At 55.8% G+C, this 17,501-nt stretch carries 16 protein-coding genes; 7 read left to right on the plus strand and 9 right to left on the minus strand.

Annotation, left to right across the window (positions count from 1 at the left end; genetic code table 11):
• Positions 1–193 precede the first annotated feature (193 nt).
• The 4 genes from AC2FJC_RS16685 to AC2FJC_RS16700 are packed head-to-tail and all read left to right on the plus strand — an operon-like array spanning position 194 to position 4,104.
• Positions 194–1,318, plus strand: a complete 1,125-nt coding sequence (locus AC2FJC_RS16685) for an ABC transporter permease (RefSeq protein WP_496725046.1) — start codon at positions 194–196, stop codon at positions 1,316–1,318.
• 1 nt (position 1,319) lies between these two features.
• Positions 1,320–2,135 (plus strand): ABC transporter ATP-binding protein, encoded by an 816-nt coding sequence (locus tag AC2FJC_RS16690; protein WP_472725066.1) that lies wholly within the window; start codon positions 1,320–1,322, stop codon positions 2,133–2,135.
• A gap of 5 nt (positions 2,136–2,140) precedes the next feature.
• Entirely contained in the window at positions 2,141–3,457 is a 1,317-nt protein-coding gene (locus tag AC2FJC_RS16695; protein ID WP_496740333.1) for an MlaD family protein, read from the plus strand.
• A complete protein-coding gene (locus AC2FJC_RS16700) occupies positions 3,454–4,104 on the plus strand; it encodes an ABC-type transport auxiliary lipoprotein family protein (RefSeq protein WP_496740334.1) in 651 nt (216 codons plus the stop codon). The genes AC2FJC_RS16695 and AC2FJC_RS16700 overlap by 4 nt, the downstream gene beginning before the upstream one ends.
• Positions 4,105–4,147: 43 nt before the next feature.
• Here the strand turns inward: AC2FJC_RS16700 and AC2FJC_RS16705 are convergent, their stop codons facing one another.
• The 3 genes from AC2FJC_RS16705 to AC2FJC_RS16715 form a co-directional block, all read right to left on the minus strand.
• Positions 4,148–6,076 (minus strand): vWA domain-containing protein, encoded by a 1,929-nt coding sequence (locus AC2FJC_RS16705; protein WP_496740335.1) that lies wholly within the window; start codon positions 6,074–6,076, stop codon positions 4,148–4,150.
• Complete coding sequence (locus tag AC2FJC_RS16710; RefSeq protein ID WP_496740336.1) at positions 6,073–6,612, minus strand: RNA polymerase sigma factor; 540 nt, start codon at positions 6,610–6,612, stop codon at positions 6,073–6,075. Before AC2FJC_RS16710 ends, AC2FJC_RS16705 begins: the two co-directional genes overlap by 4 nt.
• Before the next feature lie 61 nt (positions 6,613–6,673).
• Positions 6,674–8,254, minus strand: a complete 1,581-nt coding sequence (locus AC2FJC_RS16715; RefSeq protein WP_496740337.1) for an FMN-binding glutamate synthase family protein — start codon at positions 8,252–8,254, stop codon at positions 6,674–6,676.
• Between the two features lie 216 nt (positions 8,255–8,470).
• Between AC2FJC_RS16715 and AC2FJC_RS16720 the strand changes: the two genes are divergently transcribed.
• Together AC2FJC_RS16720 and AC2FJC_RS16725 are read left to right on the plus strand one after the other, a co-directional pair.
• Positions 8,471–8,878 (plus strand): FluC/FEX family fluoride channel, encoded by a 408-nt coding sequence (locus AC2FJC_RS16720; RefSeq protein WP_496740338.1) that lies wholly within the window; start codon positions 8,471–8,473, stop codon positions 8,876–8,878.
• The gene (locus AC2FJC_RS16725) at positions 8,875–9,237 is read left to right on the plus strand and encodes a fluoride efflux transporter FluC (RefSeq protein WP_496740339.1); all 363 of its coding nucleotides are present in this window, start codon (positions 8,875–8,877) and stop codon (positions 9,235–9,237) included. The genes AC2FJC_RS16720 and AC2FJC_RS16725 overlap by 4 nt, the downstream gene beginning before the upstream one ends.
• On the opposite strand, the gene AC2FJC_RS16730 is transcribed toward AC2FJC_RS16725, so the two are convergent.
• The 6 genes from AC2FJC_RS16730 to AC2FJC_RS16755 are packed head-to-tail and all read right to left on the minus strand — an operon-like array spanning position 9,234 to position 15,765.
• Positions 9,234–10,757, minus strand: coding sequence for a DHA2 family efflux MFS transporter permease subunit (locus tag AC2FJC_RS16730; RefSeq protein WP_496740340.1), 1,524 nt, complete (start codon positions 10,755–10,757; stop codon positions 9,234–9,236). The genes AC2FJC_RS16725 and AC2FJC_RS16730 overlap by 4 nt on opposite strands.
• Positions 10,754–11,734 carry an HlyD family secretion protein gene (locus AC2FJC_RS16735; RefSeq protein WP_496723163.1) on the minus strand — a complete coding sequence of 327 codons (981 nt, stop codon included), beginning with the start codon at positions 11,732–11,734 and terminating at the stop codon, positions 10,754–10,756. The genes AC2FJC_RS16730 and AC2FJC_RS16735 overlap by 4 nt, the downstream gene beginning before the upstream one ends.
• A gap of 33 nt (positions 11,735–11,767) precedes the next feature.
• On the minus strand, positions 11,768–12,094 hold the full coding sequence (locus AC2FJC_RS16740) for a cytochrome o ubiquinol oxidase subunit IV (RefSeq protein WP_113790775.1): 327 nt from the start codon (positions 12,092–12,094) through the stop codon (positions 11,768–11,770).
• On the minus strand, positions 12,087–12,719 hold the full coding sequence (locus tag AC2FJC_RS16745) for a cytochrome c oxidase subunit 3 (protein ID WP_496736047.1): 633 nt from the start codon (positions 12,717–12,719) through the stop codon (positions 12,087–12,089). The genes AC2FJC_RS16740 and AC2FJC_RS16745 overlap by 8 nt, the downstream gene beginning before the upstream one ends.
• A complete protein-coding gene (locus AC2FJC_RS16750) occupies positions 12,716–14,806 on the minus strand; it encodes a cbb3-type cytochrome c oxidase subunit I (protein WP_496740341.1) in 2,091 nt (696 codons plus the stop codon). The genes AC2FJC_RS16745 and AC2FJC_RS16750 overlap by 4 nt, the downstream gene beginning before the upstream one ends.
• Positions 14,803–15,765, minus strand: coding sequence for a cytochrome ubiquinol oxidase subunit II family protein (locus AC2FJC_RS16755; protein WP_496740342.1), 963 nt, complete (start codon positions 15,763–15,765; stop codon positions 14,803–14,805). The genes AC2FJC_RS16750 and AC2FJC_RS16755 overlap by 4 nt, the downstream gene beginning before the upstream one ends.
• Before the next feature lie 199 nt (positions 15,766–15,964).
• Here AC2FJC_RS16755 and AC2FJC_RS16760 point away from each other — a divergent pair, with 199 nt between their 5' ends.
• The gene (locus tag AC2FJC_RS16760) at positions 15,965–17,188 is read left to right on the plus strand and encodes a lytic murein transglycosylase (protein ID WP_496740343.1); all 1,224 of its coding nucleotides are present in this window, start codon (positions 15,965–15,967) and stop codon (positions 17,186–17,188) included.
• Positions 17,189–17,501: the final 313 nt, after the last annotated feature.

Below are 17,501 nucleotides of genomic sequence, written 5' to 3' on the forward strand. Positions count from 1 at the left end.
GCGCCCATGCAACAGAAGCAACAGATTTATTTGAAATGATCTTGCACCGGTCGGCCCAGTTGAGCGCAAAACCAACCACAACCACGACCTTCGTGTCTGGAGATGTCACTTAGACGCTATTGAGCGCCAATAAATACAACACAGTTCGCAAAAATCCGTTGCAGGTCAATGTCCTTTGCCATCACATACGCTCATGACGCAGCCAGTGATACAGTCGGACCGTGACGCCAACGGCGTTTACCTGCGGGTTTCGGGTGATTTGGTGACTCAATCCCTGGACACGGTCGAAAAGGCGTTTGAAGAGTTTAGCGCTGACAGAGACGAACTAACAGTCGATCTTTCGAAGGTCGGAGCACTGGATACCGGTGGCGCATGGCTGATTGCCGATGTTGCACGGCGCGCAAAGGCAAGTGGCGCGACCGTACATTATGAAGGGTTAAAGCCCGCCCATTCCGCTCTTTTAGACACCGTGGCGGAAAACATTCCCGACGACCCCGGTGTGGCAACTGAAAAGCGCAGTTTTACCGACTGGGTCGCAAGTGTCGGGGAACGCACCGCCCAGGCCGGAAAAGACATGCTATCCCTGCTGGGCTTCCTGGGTCTGACGCTGCATCGCCTTGTCCGTACAATTCTAATGCCGCGCCGTCTACGCAAAGCGGCCTTGGTCTCGCAAATGGAAGAGACCGGACTCAAGGCCATCCCGATCGTTGCCCTTATGGGGTTCCTGATCGGCGTCGTACTGGCCTTTCAGGGCGCAACCCAGCTAAAGCAGTTCGGCGCCGAGATTTTCGTGGTCGAATTGATTTCGATCTCAGTTTTGCGTGAGCTCGGCATTTTGCTGACAGCGATAATCGTTGCGGGGCGTTCAGGATCGGCTTTTACCGCCTCGATTGGCTCGATGAAGGTTCAGGAAGAGATCGACGCAATGCGCACGTTGGGTTTGGACCCAATCGAGGTGTTGGTGATCCCGCGTGTTGTTGCCCTGTTGATCATGCTGCCGATCCTTGGTTTCATCGCCGACCTTGCCGCCCTTATCGGCGGCGGATTGATGAGTTGGATTGACCTGGGTGTTAGCCCGGGCATGTTCGTCACACGCCTGAAAGAGAACACCGGTATTTGGCAATTCGCCATTGGCATGATCAAGGCCCCCTTCTTTGCTTTGGTCATCGGCGTAATTGCTTGTTGGCAGGCCATGCAGGTCAAGGGATCTGCCCAATCCGTCGGGCAACGAACCACGGCTTCGGTTGTGCAATCCATCTTTCTGGTGATCGCTTTGGATGCTTTGTTCTCGATCTTCTTTTCGGTGATGGAGGTCTGAGTTGGACGGTACGACGCTGGAACAAACTTCTAAATCCGACGCTCAACGCGAAGCGGTTATCCGCGTTCGCAATCTTACAAACCAGTTTGGGCCTCAAGTTGTACATCAGAATCTGAATCTGGATGTGTGGCGTGGTGAAGTTCTGGGGATCGTCGGCGGATCGGGAACTGGCAAATCGGTTCTGCTGCGCACGATTGTGGGCTTGAACAGACCCGCGGCGGGCAGCATCGAGGTGCTGGGTGTCGACGTATTGAATGGCCCAGAGCAGGAACGCCGCCGGATTGAGCGTCGCTGGGGCGTTGCCTTTCAGGATGGGGCATTGTTTTCCTCGCTGACGGTCTTGCAGAACGTGATGGCGCCACTGCGCGAACATACAGGGCTGAGCGAAAACCTGATGTGCGCGCTTGGTAACCTGAAGATCAGCCTTGTCGGTTTGCCGCAACTGAGTTGCGGGAAATTGCCTTCCGAATTGTCCGGCGGAATGCGCAAACGCGCCGCCCTTGCCCGCGCCTTGGCGTTGGACCCGGAAATTGTGTTTCTGGACGAGCCGACCGCGGGTCTCGACCCAATCGGCGCGGCTGCGTATGACGAGTTGATCGGCGAATTGCAGCATGCATTAGGCTTGACGGTCTTTATGGTCACGCATGACCTCGATAGTCTTTATGCCATTTGCGATAGGGTCGCAGTGCTCGCAGAAAAACGGGTTCTGGTTGAAGGTCCGATTGAAGAAATGACCAAAGTCGACCATCCTTGGGTTCAAGAGTATTTCACCGGCCCCCGGGCCCGCGCGGCGCAAGAGAAGGGTCAGGACAGGTAAAGGCTATGGAAACCCGGGCAAACTATATCCTGATCGGCGCGTTCACAATCGCGGGCATCCTTGGTGCCTTCGGGTTTTTCCTATGGCTCGCGAAATTCGAGGTGTCGCGCCAATACGCATATTACGACGTTCTGTTCGAAAACGTATCGGGCCTCTCCTCTGCGGGCGGCGTAAGCTTCAACGGCTTGCCCGTTGGTCAGGTGATTTCGTTGAACCTGGACGAGGACGATCCGTCAAAGGTGCGCGTTAAGCTTGAAGTAGATGCCGACATACCCGTCACCGAAGATACCATCGCGCAGCTACAATCTCTGGGCGTAACTGGCGTCAGTTATGTTGAGCTGACGGGTGGCAAAAGCAGCGACAAACCCTTGCCGGAAAACAGCGTAATCAAAAGCAAGCGCAGCGCGATTCAATCCTTGTTCGAAGGTGCCCCGAAAGTTCTGGATGAGGCGGTTACCCTGCTTGAGAGTCTGAATTCGGTCGTTGACGACAAGAACCGCCAATCCGTCAGCAAAATTTTGGACAACCTGGCTTCTGCATCCGGCAGGCTGGACAAAACGCTGACAGATTTCGAAAGCTTGTCCACCGACCTTGGCGGCGCTGCCAAGCAACTGGGCAACTTTACAACGCGGCTTGATAAATTGGCCGACACAGCCGAAACCACCCTGACGACAGGGACAGACACACTCAAAAGCGTAAAAACTGCATCCGAGTCCGCAACGGAAACACTGAACAGCGCCAAGACCACAATTGAATCGGCCGATCGCATAATACAGGACGACGTGAAACCATTTATCGATCGCGCCTCGACATTGGCAGAACGCCTGACCGGCCTGTCCGACGAAGGCAGCGTCGCCTTGGCGACCGCGACCGAGACCTTTGTGAATGCAAACAAAACACTGGGGTCAATCACGGCAGCGATGGATACAGCAAACACCACATTGGCTTCTGCGGAACGCGCTTTTAACTCGGCCAATGAGGTCATCAACAAAGACGTCGGCGCAGTCATGGACGATATCCGCAATGCGGCCAATCAGGTCGCCTCAACAGTGTCAAATGTCACAAGCAAGTTGGACGAAATTTCGGCCGATATCCTTAATGCATCGCGATCGGCGTCCGAGTTGCTGGGCACCATCGACGGCATCGTTCAGGACAACCGACGGCAATTGTCCGACTTCCTCCGCGTCGGCCTGCCGCAATTCACACGTTTCGTAGAAGAGTCGCAACGATTGGTAATCAGCCTGGATCGGCTGGTGGACAAGGTCGAACGTGACCCGGCACGCTTCTTACTGGGAACCCAAGCTTCGGAGTTTCGCCAATGATCAGGCTGTTTCTTTTGGTTCTGGCGTTGGTGTCGCTGGGCGCATGCACCGGGTTGGGTACGCTGAGGCAGGCCTCCAAGCCAAACGACCTGTATCTTTTGACGCCGAAAAGCACCTTTTCGTCTTCGTTGCCGCGTGTGCAAAAACAAATCGTTGTACAGGAACCGACGGCTACGGCCGCGGTCAATACCGATCAGATCGCTGTTCAGCCAACCCCATTGCAGGTGCAATATCTACCGCGCGCCAGATGGGTCGACCGTGCACCGCTTATCGTACAGGCGCTGTTGGTCGAAAGCTATGAAAACAGCGGCAAGGTGGCCGCTGTTGGTCGCTCAACCGTGGGTCTGCGCGCAGATTATGTCATCGTTCCGGACCTGCGCGAATTTCAGGGGTTCGTCGTCAGCGATGTTGAGGGGACAAAAACCATTCGCGTCGAAGTGCGCATGAACATTAAGATCATTGATGAATTCGAAGACAAGATCATCGCGTCCAGTTCATTTCGGGAAGTTGTTGCCTCTGCCAGCGATGCGACGCCTGACCTTGTGAAAGCCTTTGACGATGCTTTGGGCAGGACCATGCGCGACGCTGTAGAGTGGAGCGTGCGCCGGATCAATACACATGCGGCCAACAACCAAAGATCGTATTGACAGGACACGGGCGCTGCCCAACGCAGCGCCCCATTGCCCGCTGTTACCTTGACAACGTTTGCGCAAGCCGCATGAGCGTGGCAGCTTCGGCCCTGTACCCAAAGAGATCTTCGCCACGCGCAGCGTTTGCCAATCCGATCGCATCGTCGTAGGACCAGTTCCCCAGATACTCTGCACCGCGCAATAACTGCCCGAATCCGGCGATGGCATAGGAAAAGCGGACATCGTCTGTAGCCTCGCCCTGCAGCGCCGCAATGGGCTGTTCGATCAACTGACTCTGGTCAGATCCCGACATTTTGTAACGCAGCTTGAAAAACCCGATCTCATCCGAACCATCGCGCACCGCTTGGGCACCATAGCGCAACGGGTCGTTCAGGATGGCGTCTGAACCAACAGGCGTGACCTCGTAAATCGCCGTGACCGAGTGGCCTGCGCCGATATCGCCGGCGTCCACTTTGTCATTGGTGAAATCTTCCCGACGCAACGCGCGCGTCTCGTATCCGATCAGGCGATATTCGGCGATTTGTGACGGGTTGAACTCAACCTGGATTTTGACGTCGTTTGCGATTGGGAACAATGCGCCGGTCAACTGGTCCACCAGGACTTTTTGCGCCTCGCTCAGCGTGTCGATATACGCGGCCTGTCCGTTTCCGTTCTGGGCAAGTGCCTGCATCGTGGCATCATCCAGATTACCCCGGCCAAAACCCAAAACACTCAGAAACGTACCGCTGTCACGTTTATTTGCTATGAAGTCTTTCAGCGCATTAGGATCAGACAAGCCAACATTAAAGTCGCCATCCGTTGCCAGGATGACGCGCGTGACCTCGTCGTCGGCGCTCATGCTTTCGGCTACCTGATATGCCTGTTGCAACCCGGCCTGACCTGCGGTCGAACCGCCTGCCTCCAACTGGTCGAGCGCGCCGAGGATTTTGTCACGTTCCACGACCGCAGTGGGTTCCAGAACCTGCCCCGCGCTTCCGGCATAGGTCACGATCGAGACCTCGTCCTCATCTCGCAACTCTGACAGCATCAAACGGAACGATTGTTTTAACAGTGGTAGTTTGTTGGCATCATGCATCGATCCCGACGTATCGATCAGAAAGACCAGATTCAGCGGTGGTCGGTCCTCAATCTGCGGCAATGCTCCTTGGATACCGACATGCACAAGCTGAGTACCCTCATTCCAAGGCGTCGGTGTTACTGTGATCGTCGGCCGGAACGGCGCGTCCCCTTCTGGCGCGGGGTAGGAGTAAGGAAAATAATTTACCATCTCTTCGACACGGACGGCATCCTTGGGTGGAAGCTGACCGCGCATAAGAGAGGACCGGACGATCGAATACGAGGCCGTATCGACGTCAATAGAAAAGGTGGAAACAGGCTCTTCACTGGTGACTTTCAGAGGATTGGCTTCAGCGTTTGAAAACGCCTCGGTATCCGAGAGGGGCAGAATTCCCACCTCGCGTTCAACCATCATATGAGTAGCATCGCCCGAAGTGACGCCAAGTCGCGCAGTGTTTCCAGCAACCAAGCCCGAAACGCCTTGCTGAGGGGCGGCCGCTTTGGATCGCACGGGCGCGGCATACTCTTCAACAACGACCGGGGCCTCAACGACGGGTTCTTCCAATACGGCAGAATCTGCTTCGGGTGCGGGCGCAGGGCTTTCGCTGCGCGATAGGGGCTGCACAACGATGTCGCGGGATTGCGGCACGAACATAATCAGCGCAACAGCGGCAATTGCGGTTGTCGCGGTTAGGGCGCCGCGATGGGACAAAGCATTCAACATGGATTTCGCTCCTTCTGTCATGCGGGCCATTGGGCCTCGCTTAACAGTCGGACGCATCGCAGCATGCGATCCTTGGCTGTGTGCATAATTTTTCTGAGCCCGTTTTAAGTTTTGCGCCCGCCGTTCGGCATCTGGTGCCGGCGTCGCAGCATCCATCAAGGCTTTGAAGTCATCAAGATCATCGGTCATGGTGCCAATTCCTCTTGTCGCAGGGCGCGCAGACGTTTGCGAATGTCCGACATGCGCCAGGACACGGTGCCTTCGGACACGCCCAGAACTGCTGCAGCTTCGGCGTGTGTCATTTCATCCTCTAATGTTAGGGCCAGTGTGTCTTGCAAATCGAGTGGCAGAGACCGCATGGCGCGCTGCAACCAATCCATTGCTTGGGCCGTTTCGGTCGCCTCTGCCCGGCGCAATTGCTCCACATCACCCCACCCTGCGGCAGCGCGACTGTGACTTGCTTGGCGACGCCGAGCGTCCTCGGCCGCGTTGACGACAACGCGATAAAGCCAAGTCGTGAACTTGGCCTGCGCCCGAAAGCCTGCAATTTTGGTGGGCAGCGCCGCACAGATATCCTGTGTGATATCCTCAGCCTGATCAGCCCGTCCAGTCAGACGAAAAGCCAGACGAAAGACCTGGTCGTAATGGCGCTGCAACAGGGTCGCAAACGCCTCAGCGTCCCCGTCCGCGGCGGCCCTGGCCAAGTCTTCATCCGATGTTTTCATACGCATCACACTGAGTATGACGGATCGAAAACGTCAATCCTTGGCGATATCTCCAAAAAAATTAAAAGCGATCCGCCGAGGCAAGTTTCCAATCGGCCGCGTAGTCGGACGGTATTGTGTCTGTCAGCAAAACGCCCTCGTCGATAAGGGTATAGAGTTCGGCATAAGACCGTTCCCGCTCGTCTGCCGTACGGCGACGGATATCTACCGGGTGAAGCTCGGACACCTTGTCTTTGCCCATAGCGCCCAAAAGTTCGCGGAAGCTTTCCAAGGTCGCATCGTGAAAGCGGTGTACGCGCTGGCGTTTTTGCGGAACATTGACCGCCCTGCCCCGTATCGGGTCCTGAGTGGCAACGCCGGACGGGCAGCGGTTGGTGTTGCAATGCAACGCCTGAATGCATCCTACGGCAAACATCATCGCACGGGCCGCATTGCACATATCTGCCCCCAGCGCGAATTTTTCGACCATATCGTAGCCTGTGGCCACCTTACCCGAACAGATAATCCGGATTTTGTCGCGCAGACCAACGCCACGCAGGCAATTATTGACGAAGATCAGCGCTTCGTTCAACGGCATGCCCAAACGGTTGGTGAATTCGACCGGAGCGGCACCTGTACCGCCTTCGGCGCCATCGATTGTGATGAAGTCCGGCAGAATGCCTGTTTCAAGCATCGCCTTGCAAATCGCCATGAATTCGGACGGTCTGCCAATACACAGCTTGAATCCGATCGGCTTGCCGCCAGACATTTCCCGCAGATGTTGCACAAAATGGATCAACCCTGTCGGACCTTCGAAGGCCGAGTGAATGGGCGGAGATATCACGTCCTGATGTTCGGGTACGCCGCGGATTTCTGCGATCTCCTTATCCACTTTTGCCGCGGGCAACACCCCGCCATGCGACGGCTTGGCCCCCTGCGACAGCTTGATTTCAATCGCTTTGACAACGTCCTTTTTGGCCTTCTCGGCAAACAGGTCCTTGTCAAAACCGCCCTCGGGCGTGCGGCAGCCGAAATAGCCTGTTCCGATCTGCCAAATGATGTCGCCACCCTCGGCCAGATGATGCGGGGACAGGCCGCCTTCCCCGGTGTTATGCGCAAATCCTCCGTCCTTGGCGCCGCCATTCAGAGCGCGGATAGCATTGGCGCTGAGTGCCCCAAAGCTCATGGCGGAAACGTTCAGCCGCGACGCGCTGTATGGCTGCGTGCATTGCGGCCCACCCAGCATGATCCGTTCTTCGCTTTCATCTACATGCCTGGGCGCAAGCGAGTGGTTAGCACGATGGTATCCGACTGACAGGACGTCGTATTGCGTACCAAACGCCTGCGTATCCACCTGTCCTTTGGCACGCGAGTAGACAAGTGATCGTACGATCCTGTTAAAAGGGCGGCCACTTTCGTTGGTTTCAACAAAATACTGCCGGATTTCCGGACTGACGAACTCCAGCATATACCGGAAATGCCCTAGGACCGGATAGTTGTTCAGCACGTTGTGCTTGGTCGTCAGCATATCATAGAGGCCGATCACGGCATATGGAATGAGCACAACTAGCAACCAATGGGCGGGCGGCCAGAAAAAACCCCACAACAAGGTCAGCGGCAGACACACATATGCAATGAAGTAATAGAGTCTGCGTACAATCATTCGTGCTCTCCCAGGGTCGCGTGCTTTCCGGCCTGCGGTAGCAGCCGAGGTGTTCGCCAAACGTGGGGCAAATCGCTGTTAGATTGCAAGCGATTGTGCCCGCCTTCACGTAATCGGGCGAAGATGTGAAATGTTGCGCGGACATTGGTCACGGTTGATCCAGGCAACTTCAGCTATTATGCCCGAAGAAACGAGATAGGGGCAGGACGGCAGGCTGTGACACAGAAACGAACGCATGTTCGGACCACGGCATGGATGTTCGGAGCCGTGTTCATTGGCGGCGCGGTTGGGTCGCTACTGCGCGAGTTGTTCTCGGTGAATATACCGGGTGCCGGTTTTCTGACGCAGACCTTTGGCATCAATATCGTGGCCTGTTTCATACTTGGGTGGCTGTATTCGGTGCGAAACCGCGTCCATGCCCATGTTCTGCATCTTGGTGCTGTCGGCTTTTGTGGTGGCCTGTCGACCTTTTCCTCATTTGTTGCGGAATTGGAGCGGTTAGCCTTGTCCAACATCTGGATCGCAGTCTCAGCCGCCGCGTTGGAAATCGCCGCGGGACTGGCAGCAGCCATTCTGGGTGAGGCTATCGGAAGACGCTTTCTTCCACCGAGGGCGACCGAATGAGCGAATTGTTCCTGCACGCGATGTTCGGATTAGGCGGCGGTTTAGGGGCCGTTTTGCGCCACTTGATCGCACTGCGGATTGTTCATGACCTGCCGTTTTCGACCCTGATCGTAAACGTTCTGGGTAGCCTGCTGTTGGGTTTGTGGATCGGATACCTCGGAGGATCAAATGAGATGGGCGAAGAACAAAGACGCCTGGTCTTTGGCTTTTGTGGCGGCTTCACAACCTTTTCCAGTTTTGCCTATCAGTCGCTGGAACTCAGACGCGAACGGACCGTTGCGCTGGCGGCGGGCAATATATTGCTCAGCCTGGGTCTTTGCTGGGCGGCATTGGCATTTGGCTTGTTCGTAATGCGTTAATGTGCAGGCACCGACGTCTGCGTTCCAGGTTTAGGTGCTTTGCAAAAGAACAGCAGCGGAATGGTCGCCAAAGCCAAAAGCCCCAGATTGTTGAACACGGTTAGATATGAAATCAGTTCAGCCTGCTGCGCGATCTCCTGCCCCAGAATGGCCGCCCCCTGCGCACTGTCTGGCGTCAGGTTCAGTGGCGCAAGATAAGCTTGCGCGGCCGGGTTATAGGGCGTCACATTTTGGCTGAGAATAGCTGTGTTTGTCTGAAGCCCACGAACGACCCAAGTGCCCACCAGAGAAATACCAACCGATGACCCAAGCTGGCGGGTCACATTGAACAGGCCGGATGCTTCGTCCTGACGGGTCTTCGAGATGCTCTCGAAAGCCAAAATCGACATTGGCACAAACACCAGCCCCATCCCCAGACCACTTACTGCTCCTGGCCATGCCAGTTCCCAAAAACCTGCATCCATGTTGAGCCTGCCCATCATGAAATTGCTGACGGCCGTCAGAAGCATGCCCAAACCAGCCAGAACGCGCGGGTCAAAACGCGTGACCAGAACTGCGCCGGTCAGAACCATCGACAGCCCCGCCGCGACGCCTCGCGGTATAAACAGATGTCCGGATGTGATGACCGGATAATCCAGCAGATTCTGAACGAAAGTCGGCAGGATCGCGATACCCCCAAAAAGGGAAATCGCAAATCCAGCGATGACCAGATTGCACAGCGCAAAATTGCGATCCGCAAAAAACCGCAAATCGACTACCGGCTTCTCGGTGGTCAAAACATGAATGATGAAACCAAGCGCACCCAAAATCGACGCGATTACTGCAACCTGAATGATACGCGATGACAGCCAGTCCTTGGTTTCTCCCTGATCCAGAAAAAACTGAAGGCAGCCAATTCCGATGGCCAGAAGGGCAAGACCGGTCCAATCGATGCGAACTTCTTCTGTTTCATCGTCTGGCAACTCTCCGGCCAACAAAAGCAACGCCATCGCGGCTACCGGCAGGTTCACGAAGAACACCATTCGCCACGAGAAGTACTCGGTCAGGATTGCTCCTACCGTGGGGCCCAGCACAGGGGCGACAACGACTCCCAAACCGAAAACCGCCATCGCTTGCCCACGTTTTTCACGGGGGTAGGCGTCGAACAGAATGGATTGAGACAACGGGATCAGAAAGGCGCCGAACATGCCTTGGGCCAGGCGAAAGGCGACGATGGTCTCAAGACTCCAGGACAGGCCACACATGACCGACATCGTCGCAAACCCGGTCACAGCAGTCAGGATCAGGCGTCGACGGCCAACACGGCGGGCGACAAAGCCCGTCAGCGGCATGACCACAACGGCCGATACGATATAGCTTGTCAGTATCCATGTGGCTTGATCGGTTGTCGCGCCGAAAGCGGCCTGAATATGAGGCAGCGCGACATTGACGATAGTGCTGTCGAGCACCTCAAGAATAGCGCTGAGGACAACAGCAACCACAATCACCGGATTGATGTGGCCTGCTGCCGGGGATGTCATTTTTGGGCCTGCGGTGTGGTATCCACGGTCACCTTGCTACTGCCGCCCACGCGCAATGGGGCATCCGTGGGATCAAGTTCAACCCGCACCGGAAAGCGCCTCGTCACCTTGACCCAATTGCCGCTGGCATTTTCGGACGGCAGAAGCGAAAACGTATCCCCCGACCCCCGTCCGATTGACGCAACTTTGCCCGTCAGGGTGACGCCCGGCATCATGTCGATCTTTACCGTGACCTGCTGACCCGGACGAATGCGCGGCAGTGATGTCTCTTTGAAATTGGCATCCACCCACCAATCAGACGACTCGACGATCGAAAACTGCGGCGCGTTAGCTGAAACCGACGATCCGGGCCTGAGAGTCAAGTTGGCGATCCACCCATCTGCCGATGCAAAGATCTTGGTCCAATTTTGATTGGCCTGAGCAATTTCCACTTGGGCTTGCGATGACAGTATATCGTCCTGTTTGGCCGCCAAACCACTTTGTAAGGCCAACAGGGCGGATTGGCTTGTGGTAAGTTGCGCCGCGGCGCGCGCAAATTCCGAACTGGTCTGATCCAGTGACGCCTGCGCCAGATCACCATCTGAAAACAGCGCCTTAGCACGTTCCAGATTGCTCTGAGCCGTATTGTAGGCCGACTGCGTGCTGTCGACCACTGCTTGTGCAGCCGCGATCTGCGTACCGTAAGACTGCGCCTGCTGCACCGCGCTGTCGAGGTTGGCCTTGGCCTGATCGACCGAAGCTTTGAATTGCGTATCGTCGATTGTGAACAGCAAGTCCCCGGTTTTGACCGGCTGGTTCTCAATCACAAGCACTTCGGCAACCTGACCGGTGACTTGTGGTGCCACGTATATGATGTTCGCCCCCACATAGGCGTCATCGGTCGAAGGGTATCGTTCCTGATGGCGCCAGTACAACAGCAGCCCGACGGCAATTGCGCCCAAGATGACCACCGCGCCAACGACCTTAAGAGATTTCATGAACCAGCCCCCTTCATTTGGCTTGGCCGAACGTCACATTGGAAACGTGTGCATCCGAACCGCCAGATTACCCATGATCCAAACAGTTCCAAGAATGATGATCAGCAGCACCATCGTGGAAAACAGGATAAGGTCCAGATCTTCGCGGCTGCTGCGACGTCGGTCGATGTGCAGGAAATAAACCAGCTGTACGATCAGCTGAGCCAACCCAAGCAGACTGATTGCAAGGTAAACGCCCTTTGTCTCAATGCCGTAACGATAAGCGATTCCGAAAACTGCAAAGGTCAACAAAAGCGACCCACCATAGCCGATCACATAACGGCGGCGCTCGCGGCGATGCATTTCGCTACGTTTATCCATAAGTCAGCCCTCCGAAATAAACGATCGTGATGATGCCGATCCAGATGAGGTCCAGAAAGTGCCAGAACAACGCCAGCCGCACCACGCGTGACATCAGGAGATCAGTCAGGCCAAAGACCCTTAGCTGAATGCCCAGCACGATCAGCCAAATGCACCCTGCTGTAACGTGCAGGCCGTGAAGGGGTACCAAGCCATAAAACGCGGACAGAAAACCGCTACGCTGAGGGATACCGCCCTTTTCCGCCATCGCCATGAAATCGCGGATCTCCAGAACCAGAAAACTGAGACCAAGAACCAGAGTCACGAAGAACCAGAATATGATCCGCCACCGCGGAAGATTGTATTTGAGCGCAAGCAACGCCAGACCCACGGTAAGGCTGCTGGTCAAAAGGATCAGTGTCTGCGCAAAGATGCTTTTAAGGTCGAACAGCTCGTGCGGCCCGGGTCCGCCTGCCTGTGCGTCGATCATCGTGATGTAGATCGCGAACATCAGCCCGAAATAGACCAGATCGCTCATCAGAAAGACCCAGAACCCAAAGGTGACGACTTCGCTTGCCTTGTCGGCACTTGCGTGCCGCCGTCCAAGGTTCAGGCCGGGATAGCTGTGGGTGGGCGCGCGTTTCATGTCACGGCCTCCAGATCAGAGCGGGCCAATCCGCGATTTTCCGGGGCAGTTTCGTGATCACGGTCAACGGGCGTAGAATTGTGAACCAGATCCAACCAGGCTTCGTGCTGCTTACGCACGTCGTCTGCCGGGATGACCCGCTCTGTTTCGGCCTTAAACGTCCACGCGATAAAGGATGCAAGCATCAAGATTGTCATCAACGCTGCCAACCACCAAATCCACCAGACCAGCGCAAACATCCAAACCCCACTGAGCACGCAGAGACTGAACCCTATGCCAGTGTTTAACGGAACCGAGATATCCTCATAGGCATCAGGCGACGGATACGCGTTGCCGCGCTCTTTCGCGGCGGCGAAATCGTCTCGATCGGTCACATGGGGGATGATGGCAAAATTGTAGGAAGGCGGCGGGGCCGGGATCGACCATTCCAACGTATGCGCATCCCATGGATCACCGACCGGAACGCGTGCCTTTTCCCGATCACGGATACTAACCCACAGTTGCACGATCACCGACAGCAAAGCCGCCAATATGATCAGCGCGCCGACGACGGCGACGATCATGTACGGGTGGAAGCTCGGGTCCTCCCAACTGAATGACCTGCGTGGCATTCCCATCAGGCCGACGAAATACAGCGGCAGGAATGTCAGCATGAACCCGACGGTCCACAACGCAACCGAGACGCGGCCCCAGAATTCGTTCAGGCGGAACCCGAAAGCTTTGGGGAACCAATAGTTGTATCCGGCAAGCAATCCGAACAGCACACCCGGCAACAGGACATTGTGGAAGTGGGCGACAAGAAATAGCGTGTTGTGGACCTGATAGTCCACTGTTGGGTTTGCGAGGATCACACCGGAAAGCCCGCCGATGACAAACAACATCAAGAAAGACAACCCATAGAGCATTGGCACCGAAAACCGGATTCGCCCGCGGAACAAGGTAGCCATCCAGTCATAGACCTTCACCCCTGTCGGGATAGCAATTAGCATTGTAGCGATGCCAAACACGGCGTTGATCAGCGCGCTTTGACCCATGGTGAAGAAATGGTGCAGCCAGACAGTGAATGACAACACCGCAATCGACATGGTGGCGATTACCAGCGAGTTGTAGCCGTACAGGCGCTTGGCCGAGAAGGTTGCGAAGACCTCTGAGTAGATACCGTAGGCCGGCAGAACCAGCAAATAGACTTCGGGATGACCAAACAGCCAGAACATATTGGCATAGTTCATCATGTTGCCGCCAAGGTCGTTGGTGAAAAAATGAAAGTCCAGATACCGGTCCGCTGCAAGCATCAGTGCGGCAACGCCCAGAGGCGGCATGGCAAAGACGATCAGGATTGAGCTGCAGATGATTGTCCAGCAATACATCGGCAGCCGCATGAATTTCATGCCCGGCGCGCGCAGCTTATAGATCGTGACTGCAAAATTGATGCCCGTAAGTGTGGTTCCGACACCAGAGACGACGATCGCCCAGATCCAGTAGTCAGGGCCAACACCGGGATTGAACGCCGCACCAGTGTACGGCGGGTATGCTGTCCAGCCGCCAGTCGAAAACTCGCCCACCACAAGCGAGACCATCAGCATCATCCCGGCTGAGACGGTCAGCCCAAGGCTGATTTGGTTCATCACGGGGAAAGCCACATCGCGAGCGCCGATCATCAGCGGTATCAGGAAATTCGCAAGACCGAACACAAATGGTACGGCGACGAAGAAGATCATGATGGTCCCGTGAGTACTGAAGAGCTCGGCAAAATGCTCGGCCTCTAGAAACCCGTCGCCCGGCCCTGCCGCCTGCTGCGCACGCATTACCACGCCTTCCAACACACCGCGCGCCAGCATGACGATTGCAAAGACGATGTACATGATGCCGATCTTCTTGTGATCCGAACTGGTCAGCCAATCGCGCCACAATGGTCCCCAAAGGCGAAACCACGTTAATGATCCAACGACGACGATGACACCGACAATCACTATCGCAGCGGCAGTGTTGGCGACAATCTCGTTCGTGTTAGGATTCTGAATAAGCCCTGTAATCGGAAACGCGTCCCAATTCAGGCGGCCGAAGAAGCCAGAACCATTGGTGGTCATTGCTGCGCCTCCTGCCCGAATTCTACCGTCCCCGGCTGCTGGTCGGCGGTCAGAGCATTGTTGCCGTGATACCGATGCACAATTGAATGAAACAGGTTGCTGCCCTCCAGCGTGAAATACAACGCGTTATCTGGCATTTGCGCGGTTCCCAACGCGGCTTGCACCTCGTCCCGGTCCGTCCGCATGGCCAAAATGCGATAGGTCTCGTCATTCAGCGCAATGCCGTTACTGCGCACCTTGTCGACCCATTCGTTGAATTCCTCGACGGACATGGCAACGGTTTGGAACTTCTGTTTGGTGAACCCGCGCCCATTATACTGGGTGTTTTCGCCCTGCATTGTTGCAGCCACATCCGACACAACATGCAATTCCGTAGTCATACCGGGCATTGCATAAATCTGGCCTGCCAAAGCAGGGATCATGAAGGACTGCATCACAGTATCGGTCGTCAGTGTCATTGCGACCTGCTGTTTGACGGGGATGCCAAGCTCTCCGACGCTGGCGATGCCAAGATCGGGGTAGATGAACAGCCATTTCCAATCCAATCCGACGACCTGAACGTTCAGCGCGGGCATTTCGCCAAAGCGATCCGAATATGGGTCCAATCGGTGGGTCGCCTTCCACAGATAGAAAGATAGCAGCACGACAATCAGAACCGGCACGCCCCACATAACGAACTCCAACGGACCGGAGAAATCCCACTTGGGCCGGTATATGGCTCCGCCTTCTTTGCGCCGCCGATACCGAAAGGCAATCAGCGGCACCAGAACAAGAACCGGAACAACCGCCAACAGGATCAGGACAGTTGCGCGGAAAAGATGCACTTTTTGGACAGCGGCAATCGGACCTTGTGGGTCCATGAAACTGTCACTTGCACCGGCAGCTTGCGCCGTAGCAGAGAGAGCCGCAGCGACAATCACAACCTGCATCGCCTTTGGTGACATTCGGAATAGGGCCACGCCTGATTGTCCTCCTAAAGCAATCTCTCGCGCCAACTATCGGCAGACAAATGAAATTTCTCAAGGCTTTTTCCCAAATAGGTCGGCGCTCGGCCGCCGACCCTGATCAACGGTGGGAATAGGCGCAGACAAAACCACGGGAAAACCGCTGTTGACTTGCGGCTTTGACCAAGCCAGACCTTAAGCGATGCGATGGATCATGTTCGTCCTGGGTCTTTGGTGCCTGTCCACAAGTGCAACCGCGCAAGATCGTGCTGCGGTTGAAAGACAATTCCAGTCTTGGCTGCAAGACACCATCTGGCCAAAGGCCAGAGCCAAGGGTGTTTCCAGGCGCACGATGCAACAGGCCTTTGACGGTGTGACGCTGAACTGGAAATTGCCGGATCTGGTGCCTCCGGGGCAACCGAACAAAACCCCGAAACGGCAAAAACAGGCTGAATTTGGCTCCCCGGGTCGATACTTCAACGCGGGCTCCGTTCAGGGCGCGACATCCGTCGGGCGGCAGATGGCCCGGCGACACGCCGCAACCTTGGCGCGCGTCGAGGCCGAAACAGGCGTGCCCGCCCGCATCATTCTGGCCATCTGGGGTCGTGAGAGCGGCTATGGGCAAGTTCCCATTCGACACAACACCTTCCAGGTGCTGGGCACCAAAGGGTTCATGAGTACCCGCGCTGACTATTTTACCAAAGAGCTGATCGCGGCGCTGCAAATCGCCGAAGCGGGCGATGCACCGCCGGGCACAATGAAAAGCAGCTGGGCGGGCGCTTTGGGCCAACCGCAATTCATGCCCTCCAATTTCCTGACCTATGCGGCCGACGGGAACGCGGACGGGAAAGCTGACATTTGGACCTCAGCCGAAGATACAATTGCCTCTATCGGGAACTATCTGGCGCAGCATAGCTGGAGGGCCGGGCTCGATTGGGGGTTCGAAGTCGTTGTTCCTGACACCATATCCTGCGCGCTGGAAGGTCCTGACCAAGGCAGACCCATTCGGGACTGGGCCGCAATGGGAATTGCGCGCGTGTCAGGCAAGCCGTTTCCAAAACATGAACTGGCCGGAGATGGGTATTTGATGATGCCCGCCGGGCGGAACGGCCCTGCCTTTGTCGTCACGCCGAACTTCTATGTCCTCAAGGAATACAACAAAAGCGATCTGTATGCCTTGTTCGTTGGACACGTCGGAGACCGCATTCAATATGGCGTTGGCAATTTTTCTGGTCGCTGGGGCAAGATCGACGCCATGTACCGATCCGATATCGCTGCCATGCAGCGCAAACTGGAACAACAAGGGCACGACGTCGGAGGGGCGGATGGCCTACCCGGGTTCAAAACCCGTCGTTCGATCGGACGCTGGCAAGAATCGATCGGCCAAGCTCCTACCTGCTTTCCTGATGCGGGAATGAAGGCCAGCCTGAAACAGTAGCGATTCGCCCTGATCCAGATACCCCTCAGCTGTTTGACCCGACGGAAACAACCAAACGAAAATCGGCACCCTTCACGAAAATGTCACGAAGCCTCCGAGTTTCAACATAAAATTTCCACTGCACCCCCGTTTCCATTCACATTCCACCTCTGGTTGCCCAATTTTAAGGCAAAGGCTTTAACCTTTTTTGAAATAATGCCACGTTCGACATCAGTGAAAGGCGACTTTTGCAAACACGTTCCCGACTGCAAACCGAAAGACTGCGACGCGGTGTTCATTGCGATCTGAAAAAGCAAAATTCGAACCAGTCCCG

The sequence above is a fragment of the Ruegeria sp. CDSB117 genome, from assembly GCF_059611005.1.